At 68.3% G+C, this 11361-nt stretch carries 17 protein-coding genes and 1 pseudogene; 13 read left to right on the top strand and 5 right to left on the bottom strand.

Going from position 1 to position 11361, the window contains the following annotated elements; translation table 11 throughout:
• Position 1: 1 nt before the first annotated feature.
• From EAS64_RS42210 to EAS64_RS46575, 5 genes and pseudogenes are all read left to right on the top strand, one after another.
• Entirely contained in the window at positions 2-721 is a 720-nt protein-coding gene (locus tag EAS64_RS42210; RefSeq protein WP_145862347.1) for a VOC family protein, read from the top strand.
• Between the two features lie 70 nt (positions 722-791).
• Positions 792-1070: a hypothetical protein gene (locus EAS64_RS42215; protein ID WP_145862348.1), complete on the top strand. Its 279-nt coding sequence runs from the start codon at positions 792-794 to the stop codon at positions 1068-1070.
• A 38-nt stretch (positions 1071-1108) separates the two neighbouring features.
• Complete coding sequence (locus EAS64_RS42220; protein ID WP_246116150.1) at positions 1109-1468, top strand: ArsR/SmtB family transcription factor; 360 nt, start codon at positions 1109-1111, stop codon at positions 1466-1468.
• 503 nt (positions 1469-1971) lie between these two features.
• Positions 1972-2313, top strand: a pseudogene (locus tag EAS64_RS47815) (AAA family ATPase); the annotation flags it as partial.
• Positions 2314-2541: 228 nt separating this feature from the next.
• Positions 2542-2958: a YybH family protein gene (locus tag EAS64_RS46575; RefSeq protein WP_246116151.1), complete on the top strand. Its 417-nt coding sequence runs from the start codon at positions 2542-2544 to the stop codon at positions 2956-2958.
• A gap of 102 nt (positions 2959-3060) precedes the next feature.
• Here the strand turns inward: EAS64_RS46575 and EAS64_RS42230 are convergent, their stop codons facing one another.
• Positions 3061-4551: an AAA family ATPase gene (locus EAS64_RS42230; protein WP_145862350.1), complete on the bottom strand. Its 1491-nt coding sequence runs from the start codon at positions 4549-4551 to the stop codon at positions 3061-3063.
• 138 nt (positions 4552-4689) lie between these two features.
• Here EAS64_RS42230 and EAS64_RS42235 point away from each other — a divergent pair, with 138 nt between their 5' ends.
• The 3 genes from EAS64_RS42235 (at position 4690) to EAS64_RS42245 (ending at position 5674) form a co-directional block, all read left to right on the top strand.
• Positions 4690-5004, top strand: a complete 315-nt coding sequence (locus EAS64_RS42235) for a hypothetical protein (RefSeq protein ID WP_145862351.1) — start codon at positions 4690-4692, stop codon at positions 5002-5004.
• Positions 5005-5087: 83 nt separating this feature from the next.
• Positions 5088-5336 carry a hypothetical protein gene (locus EAS64_RS42240; protein WP_145862352.1) on the top strand — a complete coding sequence of 83 codons (249 nt, stop codon included), beginning with the start codon at positions 5088-5090 and terminating at the stop codon, positions 5334-5336.
• Positions 5337-5362: 26 nt separating this feature from the next.
• On the top strand, positions 5363-5674 hold the full coding sequence (locus tag EAS64_RS42245) for a hypothetical protein (protein ID WP_145862353.1): 312 nt from the start codon (positions 5363-5365) through the stop codon (positions 5672-5674).
• A gap of 10 nt (positions 5675-5684) precedes the next feature.
• On the opposite strand, the gene EAS64_RS42250 is transcribed toward EAS64_RS42245, so the two are convergent.
• On the bottom strand, positions 5685-6329 hold the full coding sequence (locus EAS64_RS42250) for a cysteine hydrolase family protein (protein ID WP_145862354.1): 645 nt from the start codon (positions 6327-6329) through the stop codon (positions 5685-5687).
• A gap of 102 nt (positions 6330-6431) precedes the next feature.
• Between EAS64_RS42250 and ubiG the strand changes: the two genes are divergently transcribed.
• Together ubiG and EAS64_RS42260 are read left to right on the top strand one after the other, a co-directional pair.
• Entirely contained in the window at positions 6432-7220 is a 789-nt protein-coding gene (gene ubiG / locus EAS64_RS42255; protein ID WP_145862355.1) for a bifunctional 2-polyprenyl-6-hydroxyphenol methylase/3-demethylubiquinol 3-O-methyltransferase UbiG, read from the top strand.
• A 147-nt stretch (positions 7221-7367) separates the two neighbouring features.
• Positions 7368-8126, top strand: coding sequence for a class I SAM-dependent methyltransferase (locus EAS64_RS42260; protein ID WP_145862356.1), 759 nt, complete (start codon positions 7368-7370; stop codon positions 8124-8126).
• On the opposite strand, the gene EAS64_RS42265 is transcribed toward EAS64_RS42260, so the two are convergent.
• Complete coding sequence (locus EAS64_RS42265) at positions 8107-8991, bottom strand: SCO6745 family protein (RefSeq protein WP_145862357.1); 885 nt, start codon at positions 8989-8991, stop codon at positions 8107-8109. The two genes, EAS64_RS42260 and EAS64_RS42265, sit on opposite strands and share 20 nt — an antisense overlap.
• A gap of 38 nt (positions 8992-9029) precedes the next feature.
• The gene (locus tag EAS64_RS42270; RefSeq protein ID WP_145862358.1) at positions 9030-9842 is read right to left on the bottom strand and encodes a hypothetical protein; all 813 of its coding nucleotides are present in this window, start codon (positions 9840-9842) and stop codon (positions 9030-9032) included.
• 155 nt (positions 9843-9997) lie between these two features.
• Here EAS64_RS42270 and EAS64_RS46580 point away from each other — a divergent pair, with 155 nt between their 5' ends.
• Complete coding sequence (locus EAS64_RS46580) at positions 9998-10201, top strand: hypothetical protein (RefSeq protein WP_246116153.1); 204 nt, start codon at positions 9998-10000, stop codon at positions 10199-10201.
• Positions 10176-10508 carry a pyridoxamine 5'-phosphate oxidase family protein gene (locus tag EAS64_RS42275; protein WP_246116152.1) on the top strand — a complete coding sequence of 111 codons (333 nt, stop codon included), beginning with the start codon at positions 10176-10178 and terminating at the stop codon, positions 10506-10508. Before EAS64_RS46580 ends, EAS64_RS42275 begins: the two co-directional genes overlap by 26 nt.
• Positions 10509-10542: 34 nt before the next feature.
• Here the strand turns inward: EAS64_RS42275 and EAS64_RS42280 are convergent, their stop codons facing one another.
• Positions 10543-11004, bottom strand: coding sequence for an amidase family protein (locus EAS64_RS42280; protein WP_145862359.1), 462 nt, complete (start codon positions 11002-11004; stop codon positions 10543-10545).
• Between EAS64_RS42280 and EAS64_RS44295 the strand changes: the two genes are divergently transcribed.
• Positions 10982-11194, top strand: a complete 213-nt coding sequence (locus EAS64_RS44295; protein ID WP_187366565.1) for a hypothetical protein — start codon at positions 10982-10984, stop codon at positions 11192-11194. The genes EAS64_RS42280 and EAS64_RS44295 overlap by 23 nt on opposite strands.
• Positions 11195-11361: the final 167 nt, after the last annotated feature.

The raw sequence follows: 11361 nt of genomic DNA on the forward strand, positions 1-11361 counted from the left end.
CATGTCCCTGCACCGGCTCACCACCATCACCATCGGGGTCCCCAACGTCGCCGACACCGCGCAGTACTACGCGGAGTTCGGCCTCGCCCCCGAGCCCACACACGTGCCCGCCGCCGAGGCCGCGCACGACGGCGATCAGGCGGTTAGCTTCAGCACCGGCGACGGCGGCGTCCAACTGCGGCTGCAATCCGCCGCCCGGCGCCGCCTGGTCGAACTGCGCGTCGGCGCCGACGAGCCGGATGACCTAGCCCGCGTCGCAGCCTCCCTCGCGCGGCTCGGCATCGCCGCCGAACAAACCGGCACGGAGATCCGCACCTACGATCCCGGCACCGAGGTCTGCGTCGTGGTGGAGATCGCCGGCCGGATCGTGCAGGCCGATACCCCGGCGCCGCCCTACAACACGCCGGGGCACATCAGCCGCCCCGACACCCGCGCCCCCGGCGTGCTCCGCGAGACGCCGGTGCGGCCGCGCAAGCTCGGGCACGTGGTGCTCGGGTCAACCGACCAGGCCGGCTCGCAGCGGCTGTTCACCGAGGGACTCGGCTTCAAGATCAGCGATACCGTGCCGGGGCTGGCCGCGTTCATGCGCTGCTCCACCGATCATCACAACGTCCTACCGCAAGACACCGAATGGGGCCAGCACGAGGGCGTGCTCGTCGATCCTGACGGGAACGTGATCAGGTTCGGTTCGCCGATGAACGCGGACCCGGGGCAGCGCTAGCTCGTCATTGACTACTCGCTTCTACTCCTGCTAACTTTTCTTTGCATATGCTAAGAAGGAGCGTGGAGCAATGCTGGGAACGTCCGGGCTCGTGTTGTTCGTGCTGTTCGTGGCCGGCGTGGCCGCGATCCTCATCGTCGTCGCGCTGGCCCTCCGGGTGGTCATCACGAGGGGCAGAACGCCGCAGGTAAGTTCCGCCCAGTTCCACGCCCTCACCGAGGAGCACCGGCGGATGAGCGACAGGGCCATCACCGCCAGCGAGCATGTGGACCTGGGGCTCGCCGATCTGAGCGCCCGGGTCGACGAGCTGCGCAGCCAGGTGCAGCGGATCCTGACGGACGTCGAGTAGGCACCGGCTTGCCGAAAGACGCGATGAGCACGGTGAGCATGACCGGCGACGAGTTGCTTCGGGTGCTGGGCACACTGGCGAACCCGCACCGGCTGCGGGTGGTCGCGGCGCTGACGGAAGAACGCAACTACGTGAGCCAACTGGCACGTGAACTAGGCATCAGCCGCGCACTGCTCCAGGTGCACCTGCGAAAGCTGGAGGCGGCCGGCCTGGTGTCTGCGGACATCGAAGTCTCTGCCGACGGGAAAGCGATGAAGTTCTACGAGGTAATGCCATTCGCCATCGTGTTGACCCCAGAAGTGATCGAGACCGCAACGCGCACGCTCACCCACGCTGAGGACGCGCAATCACCCGCGTTATTTTCCTCATCCCGCCCGAAGGGGCGTCCGGGTCAGTGAAATTGGGGGCGGCAGGGCCTAGGTCGACGTCGCTCAGGTCGTCGCCGCCGATGAGCTCGAACTCGCCCTCGTCGGGTTCGCCGGGACCTACGGGATCATCGTCAGCCGGCTGACTGACGGGCCGGTGCGGCCGCACGCCCTCCTTGCGCTCCGGCTGGCGGGCCGGCATGTCGTCGACCTCTTCGTCCGCGGACTTCGCACGCGGGTCGTGCCTTGCTGAGTGCTGGTTCATGACGTCCCTCCGCTGCCGAACATGGGCAGGACCTACAGGGTTACCGCCCGTTCCGACGACGCGTTAACGATGGGAATGTAGCGTGGCGCGCCACCAGCCAGCCGCGGCCGACTTCACCCGCCGCATCAGCCTCACCAGTCCCGGTGTAAGAGAGTGGGCGTAGTTCCAACCACATAGGGCACTCCGCGTTCTCTGGGCTCTACGCGCAGTTCCGGCCGCACGGCTGGCGGCTGAGCGGCTACGGGTAATTGTCTATGAGATACTCAACCTTATGAAAAACCTTATAATCGTAGGTGGTACGATGGGTGTCGGCAAAACCGCGACATGCCGCGAACTACATAAAATACTCCCAAGAAACGTATTCCTTGATGGCGATTGGTGCTGGGATATGCACCCATTTGTTGTGGCAGACGAAACAAAGGCGATGGTAAATGGCAACATCGCCCATCTGCTTAACAGCTTCCTCGCTTGCTCGGAATTTGAGAATGTTATTTTTTGCTGGGTACTACATGAGCAGCATATATTGGATGACCTTATAATTGCACTGAACCTCAATGGCTGTACGACCCATTGTTTTTCACTTGTCAGCACCGAACAGGCCCTAGTCGAGAGACTAAACCGCGACATAGCTGTAGGTAAGCGGGGTGGCGACATTACAGAACGCAGCGTGGCTCGAATATCGCTCTATGATGAGCTTGCCACGGTTAAGATTGACGTAAGCACCATCTCGCCAGCAGACGCGGCGCGGCGCATTACAGAGCACATGGCAGGCGTTCAGGCCAATATTGCAAAGCCGACTCCGGGTAGTGCGGATCGACCCCGCTCGAGGAGTGAGTCAGCCATGAACACCCAGGAAAGCGCCGATACCCGGATCGTCGACCCGGCCCGCCTCCCGTTCGCGTACCAGGACGCGCTCAACGCCGGGGACGCCGACGCCGTCGTGGCACTGTTCCACCAGGACGCGACGATGCACACCTTCACCGGCAAGGTCCTCACCGACCAGGAGGCGCTGCACGCTGAGGCGGTCCAGTCGATCGCGGCTCAGGCGCGTCTGACCAACAAGCCCAGGTCTACCCTGATCGGGGGCGATACGGCCCTGCTCATCGTCGATTGGGACCTTGAGGCTATGTTGCCGGACGGCACCGGGATCTCGCCGACCGGAACGACGACGGCTGTCGCCCGCCGGTCGGCCGACGGGTCGTGGCGGTTCGCCATCCTCGACTGTCAAGGGGCAGTTGGATCTCCCGGGTGGTCGTAGTCGCTTCAGGCGGGGCGATACCACGCCCTGCAGTGGCTTCGGTAAGCCGGTTGCTGTCGCCTTGGGTGACGTCCGGGCGGGCTCACCACGGCTCAGTCATCCCTAGTGGGGCCTGATGTAGACCATCCTCGAGCGGCGACCGGCCGTCATCATCATTGCGTCCGAGTCCATCGACAACCCGCCCGCCGGGAGGGTTGCCGGGTCCACGCCAACGCCGAGCAGCGTGCGGGTAACGCCTTGGGCGGCGTCGAGCAGGTCGTCGAGCGCGCGGGTCAGGTGCGCGCCGGTGACGGCGGGGAGCGCCGGGTCGTCGTGCAGCGCCTCAAGGACGCTGCGCCTGATCAGTTCCTTCAGGAAGGATGCGGTCGTGCCGTCGGTGCGCTCCACGGCTGCCTGGACGTCCGCTTCGGTCAGCGCCAGGGGCACACCTCTGCCGTAGAGGGTGAGCAGCCGTTCCCTGGCCGCAGCGTCCGGCAGGTCGATCTCGACCGCGACGTCGACGCGGCCGGGGCGGGCGGCGAGCGCCGGCTCGAGCAGGTCGGCCCGGTTGGTGGTGAGCAGGAACAGCAGGTCGGCGTCTGCCGCCGCGCCGTCCATCGAGTCAAGCAGGTCGAACAGAACGGGACTCGACCGCGGTCCCATCGTCCGGTCCTCGGCCACCAGGTCGACGTCCTCAAGCACGACCACCGCGGGCTGCAGTGCGCGGGCCAGCTCGGTGACCGGTCCGACGGCGACCAGGGACCGGCCAGTCAGCACCAGGCGGGTGTACCCGGTCATCTGCCCGAGTAGGTAGCGGGTCGTGTGCGTCTTGCCCGTACCTGGCGGTCCGTAGAGCAGCAGGCCGCGCTTGAGGTGCTGGCCGGCGGCCAGCAGCGCGTCGCGGTGCGCCGCCACGCCGAGTGCATGCCGTTCGATCCTGTCGAGGACGAGGCCGGGCAGCACGACGTCGTCGCGAGCGAGCCCGGGCGGTGCGCCGAACCCGAGTACCACGTTGCCCATCGGGCCGATCGACACGTCGAGCATGTGACCGCGGTAGACGTTCAGCTCCGCGCGGAGCGCGTCCAACTCGGCGAGGACGCCCTGGGCTGTCTCGACCGGCAGTCCGGCGACCTCGACCTCGAGGGAGGGATGGTGATCGCCGGGTCCCTGGATGAACAGCACATAGGAGCCAAGTGGGTCGGTGACGAGAAGGATTGCCGATCTGAGGCAGCCCAGGGTCGAGCCGGGGCCGTTGGGCAAGTCTGCCAGTGCGGGCGCGGCCAGCCGGACCGGCGCCATCGACTCGGCCGTGACGAGTTGCTGCAGGTTCGGCGGCGCGTGGTGCGGCGGAACGGTGATGCCGTGGATGTCGACCGTGCGGCCGGGGCGCGCGCACCAGGCGTCGAGCGCCGTCTGCAGGTTGACGTGCTCGAGCGGGGGCAGCTCCCGGGTCACTACCGAGTGCGCCATGCCTTCAGCGCCGAGGAACTCGGCAAGGAGTACGTCGACCTCGTTGCGCTCCTCGTCGCGGGCAGAGTTGCTGATCCAGTCGAGGAACGCACGGAACGCAACGGCGAACTCGCGTACCTCGGCCTCAGGCGCCTTGTCCGACATGCCGTCAGCCTAACAACGCGCCCCGCACCCAACCATTTGTTTTATCCCTGCCGTGAGCCGGTCCGCGGCTCTCCGTTTGGAATCGGGCACTCGGGAAAGTGGTGGGTGCTTAGCAGCGAACCTACAAGGAGGTATGCCATGACGATCGGTGCAGGCATTTTGCTGATCGCGGTGGGAGCAATCCTTAGATTCGGGATCTCGACCGTATCCACGCACGGCTTTGGCATTCACACGATCGGCGACATCTTGATGGTCGTCGGAGCCCTTGGCGTGGTGCTGTGGCTGATTGTGTGGGCCCCCTGGGCTCCGCGCGCCCGTAGTCGCCGCACGGTCTACCGCGAGGAAGTGCCGCCCCGCCGCACGGTCTACCACGACGAAGTCCCGCCCGGCGAAGTTCCCCCGGCCCGCAGGTACACCGTCGACGAGACCTACGACGACGAATATCGCCGCTGAGCAGACGACACGACGCCGCAGCCGCTTACAGTTGACCGGGGGCGCTGGTCCGACGTCGTGTGTGGTGCCTGGAGGCTGATTTCATGTCGGGTGTTGTCCAGCAGCTCCCGGCACTGATCGGTGTCGTGATCGGCGCGCTGGAGCGGTTCGCTCGCGGCGAGCGTACCGACACCGAGCAGTGGGACGCGCTGATGGCGGACGTCATTGCCGACAGGGCGCGGTTTTACGCCGAGGCCCGGCGTGATCTGGGCATCACCAGCGGCCAGCTCCCGTCAAGCGGCCGGTGGGACGCAGACCCCATTTCCGTTACCCCGACCGGCTTGGCAACATAGCCGGCGAGCGCGCACGGGAGCCCGCAGTGCTGCAGATCAGCGAGGTAGACAGGCTCGCCGCGGCGCTCGCCGGCGTACGCCGCAGCACGACGGACGGGCTGGCCCAGTGGCGCTACCACGGCAGGCTGGTCGCCCGCCAGATCGACGGCACCACCCTGGTGATCCGCGCCGACTTCGACTACCGCGACTGGCTGCTGCGCCAGTTCCCCGACACCTTTAGCGTCCCAGCCAGGTACGCCAAGCACATGATGGTCATCGCCGACCTGACGAACGGCGACGCCGGCGCCATTGAGGACGCTCTCGAGGCGGCATGGCAACTGCAGCGCAGTGCCGACTGAGACAAACGTTTCACACTTGCTCGAGTAGCGGCGTGATGGTGGCGATGTCGGTGAGCAGCGCGTCCCCGCTGAACCTGAAGTCGTCGAGCACCCGCTGCATGGCCGTGTGGTCCCGGCCGCCGCAGGCGTCGGTCACCACCACGGGGATGAACCCGAGGTCGACGGCGTGCGAGACGGTCGGCGCGATGCCGATCTCCAAAGCCACGCCGACGATCGCGACGGACCGGACGCCCAGGTCCCGCAGCGCCATTTCCAGTGGGGTCCCGGCGAAGGCGGACATGGCCAGCTTGTCGAACACGGCCTCATCGTCGCGCGGAGCCAGGTCCGCGACGATCTCCGAGCCTGGCGCATCGCGAAGGAACCATGACTGGACCTTCTCCGCGCTGTCCACGTGCTGCCAGGACATCGCGGTGCGCAGCTGCGCCGTGCCCATCAGCCTCACAGGAAGCGACATGTGCCTGGTGAAGAACACCGGATAGCCACCGGCCCGCGCCGCGGTGAGCACCCGTGACACCCGCTCAACCGCCTCGGCCCCGTCGTCAGGCAACTGCCGCAGCACGCCGGCCTGCATGTCGTAGACGATGAGAGCCATCGTCGCCGGATCGCCGGCGTCCTCGATCGTCTCAGGGATGTCCAGGCCGGAATGTCGGCGCATGACTCACCTCCACACGTGCCAGTCAACACCAGGTCACTGTCAGCCTGCCCGCCGACGGCGCCGTCTGGGCGTGCCAGCCGAGCACCGCCTACGCTTCGTGGCATGGCGAGGGCCATCGATAATGACGTGTACGAGCGGCTTGGCGCGTCGTGGTGGGACGAGACGAGCCTGCTTAGCCTGCTGCACGGCAGCTTCACGCCGGCGCGCTTCGGCTATTTCCGTGGCGTCCTCACCCGGCGGTTCGGCGCCGCGGCCGCGGGGCGGCGGGTGCTGGACATCGGCTGCGGCGGCGGGTTCCTCGCCGAGGAGTTCGCCGCGCTTGGCTACCGGGTTACCGGGATCGACCCGTCACCTAAGTCGGTCAGCGCGGCGCGCGCCCACGCGGCGGAACGGGGCCTGCGCATCGGTTACCTGGCGGGGACCGGCGAGGAACTGCCCGTCGGCGGCGCCTCCTTCGGCGTGGCCTGCTGCTGTGACGTGCTTGAACACGTGACCGACGTGGACCGGGTGATCGGTGAGGTGGCGCGGGTGCTCGAGCCCGGCGGCCTGTTCCTGTTCGACACGGTCAACCGCACGCTGAAGAGCCGGCTGCTTGCGGTCAAGGCCGTGCAGGAGTGGCGGCTGACCCGCCTCACCGACGTGGCGCTGCACAACTGGGACATGTTCATCACTCCCGCCGAGCTGACCGCCGTCCTGCGGCGGCACGGGCTGACCCCCGGCGAGATCACCGGCCTAGCGCCGCGCGCGAATCCGCTCGCCGTGCTCCGCGCGTACGGCGGCGCCCGCCGCGGCCGGATCAGCTACGGCGAGCTCAGCCGGCGGCTGGACGTGGGACTGGTAGCCAGCACGGCCCTGTCCTACCTGGGATTCGCCGTCAAGACGCAAGGCTAAGGCTGCCAAGGCACGGCCGAACGCCAGCACGCCCGACCGACACGTCCTCCTTGCGGTATAACGCGACGCGTCATATCGTTCCGATGTATCGCCTCGATATATCGAGCCGATGGTTAACTCTCACACCCCGGCGGACAGGGAGCTGCGATGAAGCGAATCGACTACGACACGGAGCAGTACCAGGACTACGCGCGCGGCCGTGCGCTTACCGAGCAGCAGTTGCAGGCGTGGCTCGGCGCCTTCGCAGCGGTGCTGCCCGAGCGGCGCCCGCTGGCGGGATTGGATGTCGGCTCGGGTACCGGCAGGTTCACGCCCGCGCTAGCGCAAGCGTTCGGGCCGGTCACCGGCGTCGAGCCGTCGGTTCGCATGCGCGAGGTGGCGCAGGCGCAGTCCCGGCATCCCGATGTGCGGTATGTGGCAGGCTCCGCCGAGGAGTTGCCGGTGCCGTCCGGCAGCGCCGACTACATTCTCATGTTCTTGTCCTGGCATCACGTCCAGGACAAGCGCAGGGCGACCCGGGAGCTGGCGCGGGTGCTCAGGCCGGGCGGCCGACTGCTGCTGCGCGCCAACTTCAGCGACCACCATCCCCGGCCGTGGTGGCTAGCGCACTTCCCCCGTGGCTATGAGACGGACGCCGCGCTGTTTCAGCCGCTGCACGAGGCCATCGCGATGTTCACGGCGGACGGCTGGCGCGTCGCCAGCTTCGGCACGGTCACCGAGCCGTCCTATGGCACCCGCGCCGAAATGCTCGGACGGCTGCGCCTACGCACCCTGTCGTTCTTCGCGCAACTCAGTCCCGACGAAGTTGAGACCGGCTTCCGCCGCCTTGAGGAGGCTGTTGCCGCGGATCCCGGTGCGCCGGCGCCCGTGTTTTCCGAGCCGCTGCTCACGCTCGAGCGGTGCTAGCGGCCGCGTCATCGCGTGACGCGGTCGCCGTCCTGGGGAAGGCGCCCGCCTTGAGAACGGCTCGCGTCATGGCCTTGCCGATCCGCACGACTTCCTCGGTGCGCTGCTCGCCCAGGTACTGCCAGGGCGGTGCGGCCAGCAGGTCGGTCTGGTCTTCGATCTGGGCGCGCAGCTCACGTCCGGCCGGTGTCAGCTCGCCCTGGGAGTCGAGCAGGCCGCGGGGAGCGAGGCCGCTGACCGCGCTATCCCACTGATCCTGGCTCCAGCCGCGGGTGGCCCTAGCCAACTCCGGCGTGAATCCCTTCCCGGTCGCGCAATGGGTCACCAGTGCCTCGATGCCGCTGAGTCCCGCACTGGCCAGCGCCCACAGGTGACCGTCACCACGGTGCTCGCGCAGCAGCGACGCGGCGTGCCACATCACCAGGTGCGGCGCGTCGGGCCAGGCCAGGTCCGCGTGTCCGGCGTAGAGCGGCCGCCCCTCGGGGCTGCACGCACCGACCGCCTCGCGGAGGATCGCGGCCAGCTCGATCATGTCAGCAGAACCGATGACGTCCGGGCCGAGCAGCCGGGTCAGCGCGGCGTCGGCGGCGGCGAAGCGGGCGCCGACCACGACATCCGGGCTGGCCAGTTCCCAGGCTGCGGGAACGCACCGGGCTACCAGGCTCGGGTTGAAGTTATAAAAGGTCGCGGCGACCACGCCGCCGCTTACCGCGCCCATCGGCGCCGCGCGGCCCGCGAAATAGCACATCCGACCTGCCCGCAGGCCGACGCCGGTGAGCTCCTGCTCGGTTTCTGGAACGAAGTAGATGAGCGAGTGGAGCAAATTGGTGGCGTCGTGGCCACTTCGGGCAAGAGAAAAGGTCATGCGTGCACCATAACGGCGCTTGTTGGGCTATGCCATCGCTAGCCGGTGCCGATCGCGGCGAGGGCCGCGAACAGGATCGTCGCGATGGCGAAAATGACGTGCGCGGCTATGGTGAGCACGGGCGCGCGCCTGCCCGGGCCGTCCGCGGAGCTTGGCTGGCGCGGAAGGAAGACGAGCGCCATACCCAGTCCTGCGACAAGAGGAAGCAGGCAGGCGGCGCCCCACGCGATGCCGGTCGTGCCCGACGCCAAGTAGACGATCCAGGTCAGCAGGCTCACGGCGGCAAGCCCCAGGTGCGCCCGGTTCAGGGCAGGGAGGCGGAGCCTGGCGGCGGGGCGGCGCAGCCGGGCGGCGCCGCGGCGCGTGCGGTCGCGCGGTATACGCCTGGCCAGCAGGCTCAGGCCGAGGGCAACCGTGACTAGCCATGCGCCGAGGGCGATCAGGCTCAGGGTGGTCCTGCTGACCCAGCGGGTTCCCGTGGTGAGCTGCCGCGGCTCGCTGCGGGGCGCGGGGATGGCGACGTACATGTGCGCCAGATAGGGGCTCGCCCGCACGATGCGCTGCCGTCGCTGCGCCTTTCCGCGCACGCCGCTCGCCGCGGAGCGGAGCGCGGTGCCCACCGCCGAGTCGATCTGGGCGGCCGTCAGGCCCTGGCAGGCAGGGGGGAGCGCGGTGACCGTGACGTGCTGCCTGATGGCCGACATGCCGAACTGAACACACGATTCGACCGAGGCCCCCGAGCTGCCTGGCGGGCCCGAGCACCCGGCGACGCCGAGTGCCGCGAGGACCAGAGCGGTCACCGCGACTGGTGCGGCGGCCCGGTTTCCTCGCGCGGGCAGGGGATGTCTCACGCTGCCAACCTCACCACATCGGTGCGTCGCGGCACAGGGCCCGTGATTACCGGCCGATGATTTCCCGCCCGGCTGCCAGTCTCATCCAGCGCGGACCTTCGCCGGGTCCGCGCTGATCAGCAGGACACCGCCCTTCCTTGACTGGAGAGATGCCAATGTCCGCGCCTGTCACCACCTTCAACGAGCAGTACAGCGACCCGGCCGCGACCGCCACCGGGTGGGAGGAGACCAGGAAGGCCCTTGAGGTGGCCGAGCTCTTCTGGCTCTCCACCGTCCGGGCCGACGGCCCGTCCGCACGTCACACCCGTCGTCGCCGCCTGGGCCGAGGGAGCCATCTGGTTTTCCACCGGCGGCAATGAGGTGAAGTTCGGCAACCTGCGCGCCAACCCGCATGTCGTGCTCACCACCGGATGCAACCGGTGGGACGGCGGCCTGGACGTCGTGGTGGAGGGCGATGCGGTGCAGGTCACCGACGACGCCGTGCTCGGCCGCGTCGCCCGGGCGTTCGCCGCCAAGTGGGACGGACGCTGGCAGTGGATCGCTCGCGACGGCTGCTTCCGCGACGCCGACGGCCGGGGCGAGGCGATGGTATTCGCTGTCACCCCCGCCAAGGTGTTCGCGCACGCCAAGGGCGATCCGTTTGGCGCCACCACGCACCGGTTCTGACCGCCCTGGCTTCCCGGCTTTGACACGCTGCTGGTCACGCGATGGCGGCCTCGATATGCAGCGCCGTGCTGAGCAGCAGCTCTTCGCCGTTCGCCGGGCCGACCAACTGGAGGCTGGCGGGAATGCGCGAGCCTGCCGCTCGCACCGGCTGGGCGGTGCACGGCACTCCGGCGGCGTTGAACAGCCCGTTGTACTTGGTGATCTCGACGATGGTGCCGACCAGTGATTCCGGCGTCAGATCGGCGAGGCGAGGAGGGAACACCGGCATCGTCGGCAGTGCAAGCAGTTCGACCTGACCGAACAGGTCAAGCAGCGACTGCCGCCAGCGCGCGAGCTGGGCTCGGGCGTCGGCGAGCCCGGGACGGAACATGTCGTTCAGGGTCAGTGGCTGCGCGATGTCCTCACCCACGCCGTCGGGGAACTTCTCGGCAAGCGCGTGGTCGGTGTCCCACACCTCGGTGAGGAAGATCGCGGTGAAGATGTCCGTGCCAGTCAAGCGTTACGACCTCCAGCTCGGCGGTCTTCAGTGCCGCGTCGATCGCCTGCTCGATCTCCGGCTGGCCCGAGGTGCGCAGCCGACCGACGGTCCGCGCGGGCGCGTCGGCCGGGGTGAAGCCCGGCTCGAGCAGCCGCATGCCGGCGATGAGCGCGTCGGCGGTCGCCGCCATCGGGCCGACGGTGTCTAGGCTCGGCGCGAGCGGCCAGACCGTTGCGGTTGAGTGCTCGGGGGCGCTCATGCCGCAGCCGCCTGTTGCCGGGCGGCGGTCCCGGTCTTGCCCCCGTGCGGGGGCCGGGTTCCGGGTTCGGCGGGTCGTGCCGCGCTCGGCGCGGTCTTACCGTCCCTCCCCCGGCG

It is taken from the genome of Trebonia kvetii (genome assembly GCF_007827045.1).
GTDB classification, from domain to species: Bacteria; Actinomycetota; Actinomycetes; order Streptosporangiales; family Streptosporangiaceae; genus Trebonia; species Trebonia kvetii.